We start from the raw sequence: 18,782 nt of genomic DNA, 5'->3' as shown, positions 1-18,782 counted from the left end.
AGCGTAAGTTATTGATTTGCATATGCATCAGGCACAAAAAAAGACGTCCGGGGACGTCTTTAGATGTATATTTGGTGGAGCCGGGGGGATTTGAACCCCCGTCCGCCAGTCCGCCGCTATCGGTTCTACATGCTTAGCCATCTCTACTGAGTTAACTCCTCACCGCCCGAGTGGCAGGGTGCTTGGAGCGAGTTGTGTAATGTTTAGCCGCGTTGTCCACAACGTACTAGGCGGCGATCCTGTTCTATCTGACAATCACTTCGAGTTTACAGGCATCCTCTAATGATCGCTGGAGCCGAAGCTACCAGAAGTGCTATCTAGGCTGCTTACGCAGCTAGTTGAGCACCATAATTGTCGTCATTGGCAATTATATAGTTTTGCAACAGTGGATTTACGAGTTCTGTTACCAACTCGGCATGCCCCTCCAGTTTTGTAACCGTCGTCGAATCCAAATCGGCCCCAAATCTTTCAGGTGTACTACTGAGACGTGATTGTACGCTAAAGGTTCCATGCGTCATAGGGCGCTCGCGTCTGGCGTTTGTGCTTTATGGGAAATGCAGGCAAAAAAATACCCTGACGGGCAGGGTATAGGGTGTTGCTTGCTTTAAACCATAAACCGGACTGGTGGAGCGGACCAGCCCTGTTAATAGTAAGACGAGGTGATTTTCGATTAGTTCAAAAAAAAGTGAAAAAAATTTCAGCGCTGGTTATCGCGAACGACGCGCTGCTTCTCTCGATCCCAATCGCGCTCTTTGAGGGTCTGGCGTTTATCGAAATCTTTCTTGCCGCGGACCAGCGCGATTTCGCATTTAACCAGATGCCCCTTCCAGTAAAGCGCTAGCGGGACGCAGGCAAAGCCCTTCTGCTGGACGCCGGTAATCAGCTTGTCCAGTTCACGGGCGTGCAGTAGCAGCTTGCGCGTGCGGGTTGGATCTGCGACCACGTGGGTGCTGGCTGTCATCAGCGGCGTGACGTGTGCACCCAGCAGGAAGGCTTCGTTATTTTTCAGCAGTACATAGCTGTCGACGAGTTGCACTTTTCCTTCGCGCAGGCTTTTGACTTCCCACCCGGTCAGGGCGAGGCCCGCCTCGAAGCGATCTTCAACGAAGTAGTCGTGTTTGGCCTTTTTGTTCAGCGCGATGGTGCCGCTGTTGGCCTTGGCGTTTTTTTGCTTGCTCATAGGCGGCGTATTATACCTGTATTTGCGGGTAAAACATGTGTTGCTTTGCTGTTTCACTGACTGTTTGAACGGCATAAAGTGCCCGTTTCGCGCTCTATGGTCTAGTGATCGCATAGACTTACTTGTGGCGGCTGATCAAAATCTGGACAATGCCGTTCTTTTTTTCAGCACAGGCCGGGAACGGAAATGAGCGACGAGAAGGTATCGATTCACGGGATCTGGGCAAGTCGTTGGGTTTTCATTCTGGCGGCAACCGGTTCGGCGGTGGGTCTTGGCAATATCTGGAAGTTTCCCTATATGGCCGGTACCTACGGCGGTGGGGCCTTCGTTCTGGTGTATTTGTGCTGCATTGCGCTGATCGGTTTGCCGGTGATGCTGGCGGAGACGCTGCTGGGGCGGCGTGGGCGGCAGAGTCCGGTGAATACGCTGCGCAGCCTTGCGCGTCAGTCTGGTGCCTCCGAGCGTTGGTCCTGGGCCGCCATGATGGGCATGCTCGCGGCTCTTCTGATTCTGTCCTTCTACAGTGTCGTGGCGGGCTGGGCGCTGGATTACATTATTGCCATGGCGCGTGGTGAGTTCACGGGTATCGACGGGGCCGGAGCAGGGGCCAAGTTCGATGCGCTGACGGCTGATCCTCTGCGTCTAACTATCTGGCACACGCTGTTTATGCTGCTGACCGCTTTTATTATTGCCAAGGGCGTCGTCGCCGGTCTTGAGCGTGGTCTGCGCATTCTGATGCCTTTGCTGTTCGTGCTCCTGGTTCTGTTGCTAGGTTACAGCCTGACCACCGGGCACTTTATGGAAGGCGTGCACTTCTTGTTTCACTTTGATCTTGCCAAGGTACCGGAGGGCATTCTGGCGGCGATGGGGCATGCCTTCTTCACGCTGAGCGTTGGCGTGGGGTCAATTATGGTGTTTGGCGCCTACATGCCGCGCAAGGCGTCGCTAGGGTCAACCATTATCACGGTGGGCATATTGGATACCGTGGTTGCATTGACCGCTGGTATGGCGCTTTTCCCTATCGTGTTTGCCGCAGGGCAGACGCCAGGCGCTGGCCCGGGTCTGATGTTTGTTACCTTGCCTATCGCCTTTGGCAATATCGGCATGGGCACCGTGTTTGGTGTGGTGTTCTTTATTTTGGTTGCGGTTGCGGCCTGGAGTTCGGCGATATCCATGCTGGAACCTGCCGTCGCCTATTGGGTGGAGCGCAGTGGTAAAAGCCGACCCAAAATAACCGCATTGATGGCGTTATTTTGTTGGCTGGTGGGCCTGGGTACGGTGTTTTCGTTCAACCTGCTGGCGGATGCACGTTTCTTTGTTTCTAACGCCGATGGCTGGCATTTCTTCCTTTGGACCGAAGAGGGCGGTAAGACCTTTTTCGAGAGTATCGACTATTTGACCAGTCGCATATTCCTGCCTTTGGGCGGGCTCTGCTTCGTGCTGTTTGCGGGCTGGGTACTGGATCGCGATGTGTTCCGTGCTGAGCTGGCGTTGACGTATCCTCGCCTGTTTCCGGTGATATATTCGTTGTTACGCTATGTTGCCCCGACAGGTATTCTGATTATCTTTCTTACGGAACTGATTAAGTGATAACCGCATGACGCATATTCAACGTTCGGCCCTGCTGCCTTATCCGGCAGCTCACCTTTATGAGTTGGTTAATCGGGTGGAGCGCTATCCTGAGTTCCTGCCCTGGTGTTCCGAGGGCAAGGTGATCAGTGAGAGTGACATTGAAATGTGCGCTGAATTGACGGTCGCCAAAGCCGGGTTTTCTCAGTCCTTTACGACACGCAACACGCTTATTCCCGGTGAGCGCATTGCGCTGCACCTGGTTGATGGTCCGTTCAGCGATCTGCAGGGTGTTTGGGAGTTCAAAGCCCTGGGCGAGAATGCGTGCAAGATCACGCTGGATCTGAAATTCGATTACTCGGGGCCGTTGGTCAAGGCTACGCTGGGTCCGTTGTTCAATCAGGCGGCTAATACCTTGGTTGATGCCTTCTGTCAGCGGGCCAAGGAGTTGCACGGTGGCTGATAAAACTATGGTGGTTGAGGTGGCTTATGCTTTGCCGCACAAGCAAAAGATCATCAGCTTAAGTGTGCCCGAAGGTACCAGCATGAGCGAGGCGGTAGCGTTATCGCGTATGGGTGATCACTTTCCTGAGCTTGATGTGGCAAGCTGCCCGTTGGGGATTTTTGGCAAGACAGTGGCCAAACCGGCAGAGCGAGTGTTGCAGCCGGGGGAGCGGGTTGAAATGTATCGCCCCTTGATTGCGGACCCCAAGGACGTGCGTAAGCAGCGTGCGGCCAAGGCCAAGGCGGCAAAGGAAGATAGCGCGTAACCGATGGGGCTGGCGCAAGGGCGCTCGCGGCGCCCTTGTTGAAAAGCCTTGTTACTCGCCAGTGCCCAGCGGTGCGCCGAGGTCGACGGGGTAACTTTCGGTCTCGCTATTCTGCTGACCGCCCATGATCTCTTCGTCGGTGCTGGCGCCGGGAACAAAGTCACCAGACAGGCCAACCAGTCGGTTGTCGTCAAAGTTCAGGCTGATGCGCTCTTGCACGCGGTCGCTGCGGCCTGACTTCAAGCTATACAGATAATCCCAGCGCTCTGGATGGAAAGTATCCTGTATCAGGGGAGTACCCATGATAAAGCGTACCTGCCGTTGAGTCATGCCGGGGCGAAGTTGATCTACCATGTCTTGCGTCACGACGTTGCCTTGCTGTACGTCGATTTTATATACCCCGGGGATAATGCCGCATCCGCTGAGGGTGATAGAGACAGTGCATAGCAGCATAAGGAGTATTTGATTAATGCTTTTTGGCGTCACGTGGTAACATCCACTATCTTTGAATGGCTGAATGGCCTTGAATCATACCCGACTGATCCCGCCCTGCGAAGCGCTGAACGAGAAAGTAACCATGGTAGAAAATCAAGAACTCCGCAAAGCTGGCCTGAAGGTGACCTTACCTCGGGTTAAAATTCTGCAAATGCTCGACGGCTCACAAGAGCGTCACATGAGTGCCGAGGATGTTTACAAGGCGCTAATGGAGGCTGGTGAAGATGTCGGCCTGGCGACGGTATACCGTGTATTGACCCAGTTTGAAGCAGCCGGTCTGGTTGTTCGCCACAATTTTGATGGTGGTCACGCCGTGTTCGAATTGGCTGATGGTGAGCATCACGACCATATGGTCTGTGTTGATACCGGTGAAGTGATTGAATTCTTTGACCCGGAGATTGAGCGCCGCCAGCGCGAGATCGTCAAAGAGAATGGCTTTGAACTGGTTGATCACAACCTCGTGCTATATGTGAAGAAATCGTCTGCCGACAAGTAAGTAGTTTGTTGGTGCTCAGCACAAAGCCAGACCCTGCGGTCTGGCTTTGTTGTTTTTGCCTCACGGCGTTAGCTGACGGCAGATAACAGCTTGCGCGCGTGAGCAAGCGATTCGTCTGTCATGTCGATGCCGCCCAGCATACGCGCGACCTCCTTTACTCTGCCGTGCTCGTCCAGCTGATCAATGCAGGTGCGAGTCTCATTCTTGCTTTGTTGCTTGCGCACAAACAGGTGTTGATGACCTTGTGCCGCGACTTGCGGCAGGTGGGTTACTGTCAGTACCTGGCCGCGTGCGCCGAGCTGGCGCAGGAGCTGGCCGACGATTTCGGCGGTGGGGCCACCAATACCTACATCAACCTCATCAAATACCAGCGTGGGTACGCGAGAGGTTTGCGCTGTGATCACCTGAATCCCCAGGCTGATACGCGAGAGTTCGCCGCCGGAGGCGACCTTGGCCAATGACTTGGCTGGTTGGCCAGGGTTGGCGCTAACCAGAAACTCAACGGTCTCAAGCCCGGTAACCGGATAGCCCACCGCGTCTAACGCCGTTAGTTGTAGCTCAACTCGGCCGCCGGGCATGCCAAGTTGCTGTATTTCTTTGCTCACAGCCTTGCTCAGGCGTACTGCTTCTTTCTTGCGACTGGCGGAGAGCTTTTCGGCCAGTTTTTGGTAATGCTCTTGATAGGCCTGCAACTCTTCTTGCAGTTGCTCTGCGTCGGCGCCTCTTTGTTGTTGCGCTTCAAGTTCATCGATTAGCTGTTGTTGCAGCGCAGGCAACTCTTGCGGAGTGATGCGATGCTTGCGCGCCAGCTCAAAAATGGCGCTCATGCGTTCTTCTACGTGTTGCTGTCTTTCCGGATCTGCTTCGAAGTGATCCAGGTAGCGGGTCAGCTCGCCTACCGCCTCTTCAATCTGTATCTGCGCACTGGCGATCAAGTCGTTGGCGTCGCGCAGGTGTGCGTTGTGCGCCTTGAAGCTATCCAGGCGTTGCAGGCAGGAGGTCAGGGCTTCCAGCACGCTGCCGGCGTCGTTTTCGCTGCAGACATTTATGACGTGTTGGCAGGAGTGCTGGATCTGGTCGGCGCTGGCGAGCTGGCGTTGCTCGTTTTCCAGCGCTTCAAGTTCGCCTTCTTGCAGGCTGAGGTTTTCCAGTTCATCCAATTGGTAGGCTAGCAACTGCTGACGGGCAAGCTGCTCGTCACCCTGCTGACTGAGTTGGTTGAGCGTTTTCTCGGTTTGCTTGCAACGCTGCGCGGCCAGCTGAACCTGTCGTGCCAGATCACCGGCGCCGGCAAACTCGTCCAGTAGACGGCGGTGGGTATCGGTCTTGAGTAGCGATTGGTGTTCATGCTGGCTGTGGATATCGATCAGCATTTCGCCCAGTGCACGCAAGTCCTGCTGTGGGCATGGCGAGCCGTTGATGTAGCCACGCGAACGACCTTCGGCGGTAATCACGCGGCGCAGTATCACCTGGTGATCGTCCTGCTGCAGGTCGCGGTTTTTCAGCCACTCCTGTGCTTCGGCTATGTCGCCAATATCGAAGGTAGCGAGTATGTCGGCTTTGTCAGTTCCGGGGCGCACGGTGCCGCTATCCGCACGGCCACCCAGGGTCAGTGCCAGCGCGTCGAGCATGATCGATTTGCCGGCGCCGGTTTCGCCGGATATAACGCTCATACCGCCGCGCAGCTCCAGCTCAAGATGGTCGACAATGGCGTAATTATTGACCGCAAGGTGTACCAGCATGACTCGCGCTCCCTTGGTAAGTGTTCTGGTTATTTATACAGTAGTTTGCTTTGTGTCGACAAGTGCCGCCTTAAAATTGGCATGACTTGCCTAATTCCCCTTGAAGCGCTGAATTGCGACCCCATATAGGTTGGCAGCAAGGCTTATATTGATCTGGGCAGGGCGGCTCCGCGGTTTTATAGGTGTTTGCCGTATGCCCCTTTTTTTGCATGACAGGAGAAACAGATGGCAGATGAACAGAGACCCGATCTGCAGGATCAGGACGGCCTGGTAGACGAGACCCTGGATACGCCTGAAGGTGATCTTGCGGCACGCATTGCCAGTCTGGAAGAGCAGCTGGCGACAGCTCAGGATCAGGCCATTCGCGCAGCTGCGGATGTGCAGAATGCGCGGCGTCGGGCGGAGCAGGAAGTTGAGAAGGCGCACAAGTTTGCGCTGGAGCGCTTTGCCGGTGACCTGCTGCCGGTACTCGATAGTCTGGAGCGTGGTTTGGAGTTGTCCAATCCGGACGATCCGGCGATCAAGCCGATGCGCGAAGGTATTGAGCTGACGCTGAAGATGTTTGCTGACACCTTGGGTCGTTTTCAAATCGTCCCGGTTGTGCCTGAAGGTGAGCCCTTTAATCCGGAGTTCCATCAGGCGATGGCAATGGAAGAAAGCGCTAATGTTGAGCCAAATACTGTGCTCAAGGTGTTCCAGAAAGGTTACACGTTAAGCGGTCGTTTGTTGCGCCCCGCTATGGTGGTAGTCAGCAAACCGCCGGTAGAGCCCGCTCCCTCTATTGATGAGCAGGCTTGAAATAAATTTCGGTGACCCCATTTAGGGTTCATACGCAGAATAAACCTCGCCGCTGGTTAGACGCGGCAGCATGACTTGGAGAATTAAACATGGGCAAGATTATCGGTATTGACTTGGGGACCACCAACTCCTGCGTCTCCATTATGGAAAATGGCACAGCCAAAGTTATTGAGAATGCTGAGGGCGGTCGTACTACACCCTCTATCGTCGCCTACACCAAAGACGGCGAGACGCTGGTAGGTCAGTCTGCCAAGCGCCAGTCTGTGACCAATCCGCATAACACTCTGTACGCGGTGAAGCGTCTGATCGGTCGTCGTTTTGAAGAAGACGTCGTTCAGAAAGACATCAAGCTGGTGCCTTACAAAATCGTTAAAGCCGACAATGGCGATGCCTGGGTTCAGGTTAACGATGAGAAAATGGCGCCGCCGCAGGTGTCGGCAGAAGTGCTGAAGAAAATGAAGAAGACCGCCGAAGACTATCTTGGCGAGCCGGTGACCGAAGCTGTTATTACGGTGCCTGCGTACTTTAACGATAGTCAGCGTCAGGCAACCAAGGATGCTGGCCGTATTGCTGGTCTGGACGTCAAACGCATCATTAACGAGCCTACCGCAGCAGCGTTGGCTTACGGTATGGACAAGGCGCGTGGCGACTCCACCATCGTGGTCTATGACCTGGGTGGCGGTACCTTCGACGTGTCTGTGATTGAAATTGCCGAAGTTGACGGCGAGCACCAGTTTGAAGTGTTGGCCACCAATGGCGACACCTTCCTGGGTGGCGAAGACTTCGATATGCGCCTGATCGACTATCTGGCCGATGAGTTCAAAAAGGAAAACGGCGTTGATCTGCACAACGATCCGCTGGCCCTGCAGCGGCTTAAAGAGGCAGCAGAGAAAGCCAAGATCGAGCTATCTTCCAGTCAGCAGACTGATGTGAATCTGCCGTACATCACCGCAGATGCGTCTGGTCCGAAGCACTTGAATGTTAAAGTGACTCGCGCCAAGTTGGAATCGCTGGTTGAAGAGCTGATCAAGCGCAGTATCGAGCCTTGCCGTGTAGCCATGAAAGATGCTGGTCTGGATATTTCCGAGATCAACGATGTCATTCTGGTTGGTGGTCAGACGCGCATGCCGCTGGTGCAGAAGACAGTGTCCGAGTTCTTTAACAAAGAGCCGCGCAAAGACGTTAACCCTGATGAAGCGGTTGCCATTGGCGCCTCTATTCAAGGTGCGGTATTGGCCGGTGATGTGAAAGACGTTCTGCTGCTGGACGTGACTCCCCTGTCTCTGGGTATCGAAACCATGGGCGGCGTGATGACGGCGCTGATCGAGAAGAACACCACTATCCCGACCAAGAAGTCGCAGGTGTTCTCGACTGCTGACGATAACCAGACTGCCGTGACCATTCACGTGCTGCAGGGTGAGCGTAAGCAAGCTGGTCAGAACAAGTCACTGGGTCGTTTTGACCTGGCCGATATTCCGCCAGCACAGCGCGGTGTGCCGCAGATCGAGGTCAGCTTTGACATCGATGCCAACGGTATTCTGAACGTGTCTGCTAAGGACAAGGCTACCGGTAAAGAGCAGTCGATTGTGATCAAGGCTTCTTCTGGTCTGTCCGATGAAGAGATCGATCAAATGGTGCGTGATGCCGAGGCTAACGCCGAGGAAGATCGCAAGTTTGAAGAGCTGGTCACGACTCGCAACCAGGCCGATCAGTTGGTACACGCGACGCGTAAAACCCTGACTGAGGCTGGTGACAAGGCGACCGAAGAAGAGAAGACGGCGATCGAAGCAGCGCTGACTGATCTGGAAGCGGCCATTAAGAGCGATGACAAGGATGCGATTGAAGCCAAAATCAACGCGCTGTCCGAGGCATCCGGTCCGCTGGTTCAGAAGATGTACGCTGAGCAGGCGCAGGCAGGTCAGGCTGACGCCCAGAGTGCTGAAGCTGAAGCCGGGAATGATGGCGACGACGTAGTCGATGCTGAGTTCGAAGAGGTCAAGGACAACAAATAAGTCCTTGATGAACCGCGGTTCTTGGGCGCCTGTGCAGTGATGTAGTGGCGCTGAAGACCGACTCTGCCAGGCAACGCGGGAGCTTCTCCCGCGTTGCCGTTTGTGCCGAGTGAACGTGAAGGAAGCCGAGTAAAATGTCCAAGCGTGATTATTATGAAGTGCTGGGTGTCGAGAAGGGCGCCAGTGAAGCCGAGCTGAAAAAGGCTTATCGCCGCTTGGCGATGAAGTTCCATCCGGATCGTAATCCTGATGATGAGAAGGCCGATGAGAAATTCAGGGAAGCGACTGAAGCCTACGAAATTCTGACTGACGCCAACAAACGCGCTGCTTATGATCAGTATGGCCACGCCGGTGTAGATCCGAGCATGGGCGCTGGTGGTGCCGGTGGTTTTGGTGGCGGCAATTTCTCCGATATTTTCGGCGATGTATTTGGCGATATATTTGGTGGCGGCGGTGGTGGTCGTGGTCGCTCCAGTGTCCAGCGTGGTAGTGATCTGCGCTATACGCTTGAGCTCGATCTGGAAGAAGCGGTGCGCGGCACGTCCGTGACCATTCGTGTGCCAACGCTTGTCGGCTGCGAAACCTGCGATGGTTCTGGTGCCAAGAAAGGCACGTCGCCAAGCACTTGTACCACCTGCGGCGGTATTGGCCAGGTGCGTATGCAGCAGGGTTTCTTCTCTGTTCAGCAAACCTGTCCGCGCTGTCATGGTACCGGCAAGATGATCACTGATCCTTGCAAGGACTGTCATGGCGATGGGCGTGTTGAGAAGCAGAAGAATCTCTCCGTCAAGGTGCCTGCCGGTGTTGATACTGGTGACCGTATTCGCCTGGCCGGTGAGGGCGAAGCAGGTGTTAATGGTGGTCCGGCGGGTGATCTGTATGTAGTGGTCTCGGTGCGCGAGCACAAGATCTTCCAGCGCGACGGCAAAAACCTGTATTGCGAAGTGCCGATCAGCTTTGTTGATGCTGCATTGGGTGGTGAGCTGGAAGTGCCTACGCTCGATGGGCGGGTGAAGCTGAAAATTCCTGATGGTGCGCAAACCGGCAAGTTGTTCCGTTTGCGAGGCAAGGGTGTTACCCCCGTTCGTGGCGGCTCGGCGGGCGATCTTCTTTGCCGTATCGCGGTGGAGACGCCGGTCAATCTGACCAAGCGTCAGCGTGAGCTGCTCGAAGAGTTGCGCGAAACCTTGGAAGAAGAAGGTTCCAGTCAGTCTCCTCGAGCCAAAAGCTGGTTTGATGGAGTGAAAAACTTCTTCGAAGACATGAAATTCTGAGGCGGGAGCGCTATATGAGACGGATAGCGGTAATTGGTGCAGCGGGTCGAATGGGTAAAACCCTGATAGAGGCGATTGCTCAGACTGATGGCGCTGCGCTGACTGCTGCCATTGAACGTCCTGATAGCTCGTTGGTGGGTGCCGATGCTGGCGAGTTGGCCGGTGTTGGGCGACTCGATGTGCTTATTAGCGGCGGCTTGCAGCAGGTGCTTGATGATTTTGATGTGTTGATTGATTTCACGCATCCGACCACCACGCTGGTTAATTTGCGGCACTGTCTTGCTGCCGGTAAGGCGATGGTCATAGGCACAACCGGGTTTAGCGAGGATGAGAAAGCGCAACTGGCCGAGGCTGGTAAGCGGATTCCTATCGTGTTTGCGCCAAACTTCAGTGTGGGTGTGAATCTGTGTCTCAAGCTGCTGGATATGGCAGCGCGGGTCATGGGTGATGACGCCGACATCGAAATCATCGAAGCGCATCACAGGCACAAGGTTGATGCGCCATCGGGCACCGCCTTGCGTATGGGTGAGGTAGTGGCTAATGCGCTTGATCGTGATTTGGCTGAGGTGGCGGTTTACGGCCGCGAAGGTCAGACGGGTGCGCGCAAGCCAGAGACTATCGGCTTTGCCACCGTTCGTGCCGGTGATGTGGTCGGGGATCATACGGTGTTGTTTGCTACTGAGGGTGAGCGGGTTGAGATTACTCACAAGGCCTCCAGTCGTATGACCTTTGCCAAGGGTGCGGTGCGTTCGGCTCTCTGGCTGTCCGGGCATGATGCCGGGTTGTTTGATATGCAGGATGTGCTCGGTCTAAACGAGTAGTACGCTGCGTAACAAAAAAGGCGCGTACTGCTTTTGCGGTACGCGCCTTTTTTATGCTTCGCTGTTAGCTGGCAGTATTGGCGCCAAGGAGGGCTTGTTCGCTGGAGAGGTTGTCCAGGATTTCGATATTTTTGCGCAGGTAGAACGCGGCAATGGTGGGCACCCAGTCAGTGTGATGGTTGATTAGCCGCGGGCGAATGAACTCGTACTGCTGGTCCAGCTGTCGCAGCGTGTCCTGATGATCCGGCAATATGCTTTTGAGTTTTGCCGAGCCTTCTGCGATCTGTGCGTCCAGGTCTTCAAAAATACCTTCCTGGGTCTGGATGAAGTAGACGCCGACCGAGCTGAACATATTGTTTTCGTATAGCAACAGAATGCGGCTGGTTTCTATGCTTTGTGCGTGCAAGGCGACCAGTTCTGTTGGCGCGTCGGCTGTTTCGGCTGCGTAGAGTTCGCCGGCGGCTTTTTCAAACTTGCCGTGCGCCATCATGATGCGGTTTACCGTAGCCAGGCCGTAGTAGGCTTGTTCACCTTCGGGTAGTTGCTCGAGCTCGGTGACCAGTGCGGCAAAGTCGTTATAAAGGGGGCGCAGTTCGCCGGTACTTCCTAGCTGCTTTAGCAGGCGATCCATTTGCCCCATGGCGCCGCGATAAATCTCGCGATTTCCGGGCTCGCGAACGCGCTCAAACAGGTTGTTGTCGATTAGCAGATAGGTGCCTGCGAGAAATCCCTGACTGCGCAGCTCATGCAGCTGCTGTAATCGTTGAATGTCAGCGTGAGCGAACGGTGCCATGCACAGCAATGCCAACACAAGCAGGCGTTTCAAGTGCGTTACCATGGTGGAAAATCCCCGAGTCCATTTTGTTATTGTTATGTAGCTCAGGCATTTGGTTGCCCGGCCTGAAAGACGATCTGTCGCCGTCTATGTTGGGCTATTGCCCTGCTACGAATGTTCCAATGCGTGTTTTAACACAGAAGTGAATGAGAATGAAATCACGTTATGGGCTGTCGCCGGGCGACATCCATTGCGCCGAAGGCGGTCTGTGGTCTGGATATTTTGGGGGCAAGTCGTTAAACTAATGCGCTAATCTGTCTATTCAGCGCGTATCTGACAAAGCCTTTATGAGCGGGATGTTGTGTTTTACACACTTCATTCCCGCTTTTGTGCAGCCCGCGTTTGGTGAAACGTGTCAGTCCTTTCGGAGGTTTTCTTGTCCAAGCCAGCCATTCTCGCACTCGCCGACGGTAGTATTTTTCGCGGTGAGTCCATCGGCGCCGACGGCTCCAGCGTCGGTGAGGTCGTTTTCAATACGGCTATGACCGGTTACCAGGAGATACTTACTGATCCCTCCTATGCGCGCCAAATTGTCACTCTGACCTATCCGCATATTGGTAACACCGGTGTTACCCCTGAAGATGTCGAGTCAGGCAAGGTGCAAGCTGCCGGTCTGGTGATCCGTGATCTACCGCTGCTGGCCAGTAACTGGCGCTCCAAGCAGTCGTTGGATGAGTACCTAAAAGACAACGGTATTGTGGCTATTGCGGGTATTGATACCCGTCGCCTGACGCGTATCCTGCGCGAAAAAGGGTCGCAGAACGGCTGCCTGTTAGCCGGTGATGATATTTCTGATGAGCAAGCGCTCGAGTTGGCTCGCGGCTTCCCGGGTCTGAAGGGTATGGACCTGGCTAAAGAAGTATCGGTCAAGCAGTCTTACCAGTGGCGCTCCACTGTCTGGGATCTCGCGACTGACAGTCATGCGGAAATAGCCGATGCTGATTTGCCTTACCACGTTGTGGCGTTTGACTACGGCGTGAAGTTCAACATCCTGCGTATGCTGGTAGCACGCGGCTGCCGCTTGACGGTAGTGCCCGCGCAAACGCCTGCCGCTGAGGTGTTGGCCATGAAACCGGATGGCATCTTCCTGTCGAACGGTCCTGGTGACCCTGAGCCCTGCGACTATGCCATCAAGGCCATTCAGGACATTCTGGAAACCGATATTCCGGTTTTTGGTATCTGCCTGGGTCATCAGTTGCTGGCACTGGCCTCTGGAGCCAAGACGGTGAAGATGGGGCACGGCCATCATGGTGCCAACCACCCGGTGCAGGATCTCGATAGCGGTGTGGTCATGATCACCAGTCAGAATCACGGCTTCGCGGTTGATGAGACTACGCTCCCAGCGAATCTTCGCCTGACTCACAAATCATTGTTCGATGGCACCTTGCAGGGTATCGAGCGGACCGACAAGGCGGCATTCAGCTTTCAGGGACACCCTGAAGCGAGCCCCGGGCCGCATGACGTCGCCCCCCTGTTCGACCGTTTTATCGATGCCATGAGCAAGCGCGCCTGAGCCCCGGAACACCCAAGGATTTGTTGAAAAGACTATGCCAAAACGTACTGATATCAAAAGCATTCTGATCCTCGGCGCTGGCCCAATCGTGATCGGTCAGGCCTGTGAATTTGATTACTCCGGCGCGCAGGCTTGTAAAGCGCTGCAGGAAGAGGGTTTCCGGGTGATTCTGGTTAACTCCAACCCGGCGACGATCATGACCGATCCGTCGATGGCTGACGCGACCTACATTGAGCCGATCAAGTGGCAAACGGTTGCCAAGATCATCGAAAAAGAACGTCCTGATGCGTTGTTGCCGACGATGGGTGGGCAGACGGCACTGAACTGTGCCCTGGACCTGGAAAAGCACGGCGTACTGGAAAAATTCAACGTCGAAATGGTCGGTGCCAATGCCGACACTATCGACAAGGCTGAAGACCGTTCGCGCTTTGACAAGGCGATGAAGTCCATCGGCCTGGATTGCCCGCGTTCCGGTATCGCCCACAGCATGGCTGAGGCCTACGGTGTGCTGGATCAGGTCGGCTTTCCGTGCATTATTCGTCCCTCTTTCACCATGGGCGGCACGGGTGGCGGTATTGCTTACAACCGCGAAGAGTTTGAAGAGATCTGTACTCGCGGTCTCGATCTTTCGCCCACCAATGAGCTGCTGATTGATGAGTCGCTGATTGGCTGGAAAGAGTACGAGATGGAAGTGGTCCGCGATAAAAAGGACAACTGCATTATCGTCTGCTCGATCGAGAACTTCGATCCTATGGGTGTGCACACCGGTGACTCCATTACTGTCGCGCCAGCCCAGACGCTGACCGATAAGGAATACCAGATCATGCGTAACGCCTCCTTGGCGGTATTGCGTGAGATTGGTGTGGAAACCGGTGGTTCCAACGTCCAGTTTGGTATCTGTCCTGATACCGGCCGTATGGTCGTGATCGAAATGAACCCACGGGTATCTCGCTCCTCGGCACTGGCTTCCAAAGCGACGGGCTTTCCGATTGCCAAGATCGCCGCCAAGCTCGCTGTGGGTTACACCCTGGATGAGCTGCAAAACGATATTACTGGTGGCCGCACGCCTGCGTCCTTTGAGCCGGCAATCGACTATGTTGTTACCAAGATTCCACGTTTTGCCTTTGAAAAGTTCCCCAACGCTGATGCTCGCCTGACGACGCAAATGAAGTCGGTGGGTGAGGTGATGGCGATTGGTCGTACGTTCCAGGAGTCCATGCAAAAAGCGCTGCGTGGCTTGGAAGTGGGTGCCTGCGGTTTCGACCCCAAGGTTGATCTGGCCGCAGCCGATGCGCAGACCGATCTGACTCGCGAACTCACTGTTCCGGGCGCTGACCGCATCTGGTATCTGGCTGATGCCTTCCGTGCCGGTATGAGCATGCAGCAGATTTTCGAGCTCACCAAAATTGATCCCTGGTTCCTGGTGCAGATCGAAGATCTGATCAACGAAGAAGAGAAGATCAAGACGTTGGGCCTGGCTGATGTCGACTACAGCCTGATGTACCGCCTCAAGCGCAAGGGCTTTTCTGATACCCGTCTGGCCCAGCTGCTGGCCGTCAGTGAGAAGAGTCTGCGTCGTCAGCGCCACAAGCTGAATATTTTCCCGGTCTACAAGCGGGTGGATACCTGTGCGGCCGAGTTTGCGACCGATACGGCTTATATGTACTCGACCTATGAGGAAGAGTGCGAGGCCAATCCGTCCGGGCGTGACAAGATCATGATCCTGGGTGGCGGTCCCAACCGCATTGGTCAGGGTATCGAGTTTGACTATTGCTGTGTACACGCGGCTCTGGCGATGCGCGAAGACGGCTATGAAACCATCATGGTCAACTGCAACCCGGAAACCGTATCAACCGATTACGATACCTCTGATCGCCTGTATTTCGAGCCGGTTACCCTGGAAGATGTACTGGAAATCGTCCGTGTCGAGCAGCCCAAGGGTGTGATCGTGCAGTACGGTGGTCAGACGCCATTGAAGCTCGCGCGCGCTCTGGAAGAAGCGGGTGTGCCTATTATCGGCACCAGCCCTGAATCCATCGACCGTGCGGAAGATCGTGAGCGCTTCCAGCAGATGGTTGAGCGCCTCAATTTGCTGCAGCCGCCGAATGCGACCGTACGCAGTGAAGAAGAAGCGATTCGTGCGGCCAACAAGATTGGTTATCCGCTGGTCGTTCGTCCGTCCTACGTGTTGGGTGGTCGGGCGATGGAGATTGTTTATCAGGAAGACGAGCTCAAGCGCTACCTGCGTGATGCGGTGAAAGTCTCCAACGACAGCCCGGTATTGCTGGATCACTTCCTTAATTGCGCCATTGAAGTGGATATCGACGCAGTCTCCGACGGCAAGCAGGTTGTGATCGGTGCGATCATGCAGCATATCGAACAAGCGGGTGTTCACTCCGGTGACTCGGCCTGTTCCTTGCCGCCGTACTCGTTGCCGGCTCATGTTCAGGACGAGATGCGTGAGCAGGTCAAGCGCATGGCGCTGGAGTTGGGCGTCATCGGCTTGATGAACGTGCAGTTGGCGTTGCAGGGCGACCGCATCTACGTGATCGAGGTCAATCCTCGTGCATCACGTACCGTGCCTTTTGTGTCCAAGTGCATTGGTCAGTCGCTAGCCAAAATCGCTGCGCGAGTCATGGCTGGCAAGACGCTGGAAGAGGTTGGCTTTACTGAAGAGGTGGTGCCCACCTACTTCAGCGTCAAGGAAGCCGTTTTCCCGTTCGCCAAGTTCCCGGGTGTTGACCCGATTCTTGGGCCGGAAATGAAGTCGACTGGCGAGGTTATGGGTGTCGGTGACAGCTTCGGCGAGGCCTTTGCCAAGTCCCAGCTGGGCTCGGGTGAAGTGTTGCCGACCAGCGGTAGCGTCTTCATCAGTGTGCGCGATGACGACAAGCCGTTTGTGGTCGACGTGGCGCGTGATCTGATCGAACTGGGCTTTGAAGTGGTTGCCACCAGTGGAACGGCCAAAGTGGTTGCCGCTGCCGGCTTGCCTGTGCGCCGCGTGAACAAGGTGACCGAAGGGCGTCCGCATATTGTCGACATGATCAAAAATGACGAGATTGACCTGGTGATCAATACCACTGAAGGTCGTCAGTCGATCGCCGACTCTTACTCTATTCGCCGTAATGCTCTGCAGCACAAGGTGTATTCCACCACCACGCTGGCGGGTGGCGCTGCGGTTTGTACAGCACTGAAATTTGGCCCGGAGCGCGCGGTGCGTCGTCTCCAGGATCTGCACAAAGGAATTTGATCGATGAAATACCCCATGACCAAGCAGGGCGCCGAAGCCCTGGAAGTCGAACTCAAGCATCTTAAAACCGAGTTGCGTCCGCAGATTACTCAGGCCATCGCAGAAGCGCGCGAGCTGGGCGATCTGAAGGAAAACGCTGAATACCATGCTGCTCGTGAGCAGCAGGGTATGGTCGAGGCTCGTATCCGAGATATCGAAGGTCGCTTGTCGAATGCCCAGGTGATTGATGTAACTACGATTGCGCCTACCGGCAAAGTGATCTTCGGCACTACCGTTACCATCGCCAATGTTGATACCGACGAGGAAGTGGTTTATCAAATCGTTGGTGACGACGAGGCGGATATCAAGCAGCGCAAGATATCGGTCAGCTCGCCTATCGCTCGCGCCTTGATCGGCAAGGAAGAGGGTGAGGTCGTTGCGGTAAGAACGCCTGGCGGTGTCGTTGAGTACGAACTTGTTGAGGTGAGTCACAAGTGACATCGGCGCCAGCGGGCCGCAGCGGTCGGGTGGTTTGGCAGCTGGCGTTGACGCTTTGGGTGGGTGGTGTATGGGCTGCCCACTTTGTGTTGTTGCCAGCGCTTACCCACATAGGCCTTGCGCCCTTGTTGGTCGACGATGTGAGTAATCTGGTGCGCCCTATCATGCTTGGTTTCGCAGCAGTATGCGTGGTTCTGCAGCTGGTGGTACTGGTAGGTAAGCGGGGGGCGGGTTTCTGGCGGGATGTGCGCGGGCAGCTGCTGTTGACCGTATTGGTCGCTGTAGGCTGTTTTTTCGCGGTTCGTTTTCTACCGCAAGCGATGTTTCTGTCGTTGTTTTGTTATCTGGTTGTCGCTTTTGCTGGGCTGATGTTGATATTTCAGCCCAGGCCTGATGAGGAGCGCTAAGCGCTCCTTTCTCAACTGCAAGGCTTCAGAAGTCTTTGAAGCGTTTCAGGTTCGACAGGTTGTCATTGGGCTTTTTGGCCCGACGAAGCAGTATCGCCATCTTGCCAATGACCTGCACAAGCTCAGCGCCGCTCTGCTTGCAAGCGTCGCCGATAAGAGCCTGTTTGGCTTCTCGGTCACTGACTGTCACGCGGATCTTGATCAGCTCGTGATCGTTCAGAGCCCGATCAAGTTCGGCCAGCACGCCTTCGCTGACTCCCTGTTCACTGATAATGACGATCGGCTTAAGGTGATGGCCGATACGTTTAAGATCTTTTTTCTGTGCGGAACTGAGCGCCATAATAGTCCGTATGATGATTTAATGAGTGTGAAGACACTAGTTTAACCGGCGGCGCGTCCCGCTGCACGAGGTATTCCGTGGCACAATCAAAGACCAGCAAGCGTTGGCTGCAAGAACATTTCGATGATCCCTTCGTTAAACAGGCCCAGAAGGACGGTTATCGTTCCCGTGCGAGCTACAAACTGCTCGCTATTCAAGAACGCGATCGTATCCTCAAGCCCGGCATGACCGTGCTTGACCTGGGCTCCGCTCCCGGAGGCTGGTCGCAAGTTGCCAGCCGTTTGATCGGCGAGAAGGGGCGTATCATCGCCTCTGATATTTTGCTGATGGATAGTATTCCGGATGTCACCTTTGTCCACGGCGACTTCACCGAAGACAGTGTGTTTGAAGATATTCTTGCGGCTATTGGCGATACCCAGGTAGACCTTGTTATTTCCGATATGGCCCCCAACATGAGTGGTACGCCTGAAGTTGATCAGCCGCGCGCGATGTACCTCTGCGAATTGGCGCTGGACATGGCGGATCGAGTGCTGCGCCCTGGTGGCGACTTCTTGATCAAGGTGTTTCATGGTGAAGGCTTTGATGAGTATTTCCGGACAATGCGTGGCCAGTTCGACAAGCTGCTTACGCGCAAGCCAGATGCTTCTCGTGGTCGGTCACGCGAAACCTATTTATTGGCCCGTGGTTACAAAGGGCGCTCTTGACTGGCTTGGGTCCCGTTTCGTAGTCGGGAACTGCTGGTCTGAATGGCGGTCTTTTCTGGGCCGAGCGACACAGGGCGTTACACAGCGCTGACTCCCGGC

Annotated in this window: 18 protein-coding genes and 1 other RNA gene; 13 read left to right on the top strand and 6 right to left on the bottom strand. The window is 55.0% G+C overall.

The window, feature by feature from the left end:
* Window positions 1-72: 72 nt before the first annotated feature.
* Both ssrA and smpB read right to left on the bottom strand, forming a co-directional pair.
* Window positions 73-461: a transfer-messenger RNA gene (ssrA, locus tag H4J77_RS10380) on the bottom strand.
* A gap of 236 nt (window positions 462-697) precedes the next feature.
* Window positions 698-1,180 (bottom strand): SsrA-binding protein SmpB, encoded by a 483-nt coding sequence (smpB, locus tag H4J77_RS10375; protein ID WP_123889909.1) that lies wholly within the window; start codon window positions 1,178-1,180, stop codon window positions 698-700.
* A 186-nt stretch (window positions 1,181-1,366) separates the two neighbouring features.
* On the opposite strand from smpB, the gene H4J77_RS10370 reads away from it, so the two are divergent.
* The 3 genes from H4J77_RS10370 to H4J77_RS10360 are packed head-to-tail and all read left to right on the top strand — an operon-like array spanning window position 1,367 to window position 3,519.
* On the top strand, window positions 1,367-2,770 hold the full coding sequence (locus H4J77_RS10370) for a sodium-dependent transporter (protein ID WP_123889910.1): 1,404 nt from the start codon (window positions 1,367-1,369) through the stop codon (window positions 2,768-2,770).
* 7 nt (window positions 2,771-2,777) lie between these two features.
* Window positions 2,778-3,212 (top strand): type II toxin-antitoxin system RatA family toxin, encoded by a 435-nt coding sequence (locus H4J77_RS10365; protein ID WP_123889911.1) that lies wholly within the window; start codon window positions 2,778-2,780, stop codon window positions 3,210-3,212.
* A gap of 7 nt (window positions 3,213-3,219) precedes the next feature.
* A complete protein-coding gene (locus tag H4J77_RS10360) occupies window positions 3,220-3,519 on the top strand; it encodes an RnfH family protein (RefSeq protein ID WP_259364807.1) in 300 nt (99 codons plus the stop codon).
* A 51-nt stretch (window positions 3,520-3,570) separates the two neighbouring features.
* On the opposite strand, the gene H4J77_RS10355 is transcribed toward H4J77_RS10360, so the two are convergent.
* Window positions 3,571-3,972: an outer membrane protein assembly factor BamE gene (locus H4J77_RS10355; protein WP_123890000.1), complete on the bottom strand. Its 402-nt coding sequence runs from the start codon at window positions 3,970-3,972 to the stop codon at window positions 3,571-3,573.
* A 124-nt stretch (window positions 3,973-4,096) separates the two neighbouring features.
* Here H4J77_RS10355 and fur point away from each other — a divergent pair, with 124 nt between their 5' ends.
* On the top strand, window positions 4,097-4,510 hold the full coding sequence (gene fur / locus H4J77_RS10350; RefSeq protein WP_123890002.1) for a ferric iron uptake transcriptional regulator: 414 nt from the start codon (window positions 4,097-4,099) through the stop codon (window positions 4,508-4,510).
* Between the two features lie 68 nt (window positions 4,511-4,578).
* On the opposite strand, the gene recN is transcribed toward fur, so the two are convergent.
* Complete coding sequence (recN, locus tag H4J77_RS10345; RefSeq protein WP_182248240.1) at window positions 4,579-6,252, bottom strand: DNA repair protein RecN; 1,674 nt, start codon at window positions 6,250-6,252, stop codon at window positions 4,579-4,581.
* A 225-nt stretch (window positions 6,253-6,477) separates the two neighbouring features.
* Here recN and grpE point away from each other — a divergent pair, with 225 nt between their 5' ends.
* From grpE to dapB, 4 genes are all read left to right on the top strand, one after another.
* On the top strand, window positions 6,478-7,050 hold the full coding sequence (grpE, locus tag H4J77_RS10340) for a nucleotide exchange factor GrpE (RefSeq protein WP_123889914.1): 573 nt from the start codon (window positions 6,478-6,480) through the stop codon (window positions 7,048-7,050).
* An 89-nt stretch (window positions 7,051-7,139) separates the two neighbouring features.
* Window positions 7,140-9,062, top strand: a complete 1,923-nt coding sequence (dnaK, locus tag H4J77_RS10335; RefSeq protein ID WP_123889915.1) for a molecular chaperone DnaK — start codon at window positions 7,140-7,142, stop codon at window positions 9,060-9,062.
* 134 nt (window positions 9,063-9,196) lie between these two features.
* On the top strand, window positions 9,197-10,336 hold the full coding sequence (gene dnaJ, locus H4J77_RS10330; RefSeq protein ID WP_123889916.1) for a molecular chaperone DnaJ: 1,140 nt from the start codon (window positions 9,197-9,199) through the stop codon (window positions 10,334-10,336).
* 14 nt (window positions 10,337-10,350) lie between these two features.
* On the top strand, window positions 10,351-11,157 hold the full coding sequence (dapB, locus tag H4J77_RS10325) for a 4-hydroxy-tetrahydrodipicolinate reductase (protein ID WP_182248239.1): 807 nt from the start codon (window positions 10,351-10,353) through the stop codon (window positions 11,155-11,157).
* Between the two features lie 64 nt (window positions 11,158-11,221).
* On the opposite strand, the gene H4J77_RS10320 is transcribed toward dapB, so the two are convergent.
* The gene (locus H4J77_RS10320) at window positions 11,222-11,995 is read right to left on the bottom strand and encodes a hypothetical protein (protein WP_182248238.1); all 774 of its coding nucleotides are present in this window, start codon (window positions 11,993-11,995) and stop codon (window positions 11,222-11,224) included.
* A 373-nt stretch (window positions 11,996-12,368) separates the two neighbouring features.
* Here H4J77_RS10320 and carA point away from each other — a divergent pair, with 373 nt between their 5' ends.
* Genes carA through H4J77_RS10300 form a run of 4 tightly spaced genes read left to right on the top strand, consistent with a single transcriptional unit; the run spans window position 12,369 to window position 17,639 of the window.
* Window positions 12,369-13,505, top strand: coding sequence for a glutamine-hydrolyzing carbamoyl-phosphate synthase small subunit (carA, locus tag H4J77_RS10315; protein ID WP_123889919.1), 1,137 nt, complete (start codon window positions 12,369-12,371; stop codon window positions 13,503-13,505).
* 34 nt (window positions 13,506-13,539) lie between these two features.
* Window positions 13,540-16,755, top strand: a complete 3,216-nt coding sequence (gene carB, locus H4J77_RS10310) for a carbamoyl-phosphate synthase large subunit (RefSeq protein WP_123889920.1) — start codon at window positions 13,540-13,542, stop codon at window positions 16,753-16,755.
* A 3-nt stretch (window positions 16,756-16,758) separates the two neighbouring features.
* Window positions 16,759-17,232, top strand: a complete 474-nt coding sequence (greA, locus tag H4J77_RS10305; protein ID WP_182248237.1) for a transcription elongation factor GreA — start codon at window positions 16,759-16,761, stop codon at window positions 17,230-17,232.
* Between the two features lie 29 nt (window positions 17,233-17,261).
* On the top strand, window positions 17,262-17,639 hold the full coding sequence (locus tag H4J77_RS10300; RefSeq protein WP_182248259.1) for a hypothetical protein: 378 nt from the start codon (window positions 17,262-17,264) through the stop codon (window positions 17,637-17,639).
* A gap of 25 nt (window positions 17,640-17,664) precedes the next feature.
* Here the strand turns inward: H4J77_RS10300 and yhbY are convergent, their stop codons facing one another.
* On the bottom strand, window positions 17,665-17,979 hold the full coding sequence (yhbY, locus tag H4J77_RS10295) for a ribosome assembly RNA-binding protein YhbY (RefSeq protein ID WP_123889922.1): 315 nt from the start codon (window positions 17,977-17,979) through the stop codon (window positions 17,665-17,667).
* Between the two features lie 77 nt (window positions 17,980-18,056).
* Between yhbY and rlmE the strand changes: the two genes are divergently transcribed.
* On the top strand, window positions 18,057-18,683 hold the full coding sequence (gene rlmE, locus H4J77_RS10290) for a 23S rRNA (uridine(2552)-2'-O)-methyltransferase RlmE (RefSeq protein WP_123889923.1): 627 nt from the start codon (window positions 18,057-18,059) through the stop codon (window positions 18,681-18,683).
* The last annotated feature ends 99 nt before the right edge of the window (window positions 18,684-18,782 follow it).

This window comes from Pseudomonas sp. 5Ae-yellow, from assembly GCF_014077575.1.
GTDB classification, from domain to species: domain Bacteria; phylum Pseudomonadota; class Gammaproteobacteria; order Pseudomonadales; family Pseudomonadaceae; genus Halopseudomonas; species Halopseudomonas neustonica.
Note: the sequence above shows the minus strand (reverse complement) of the source record. Positions and strands in the feature narration are given on the sequence as shown.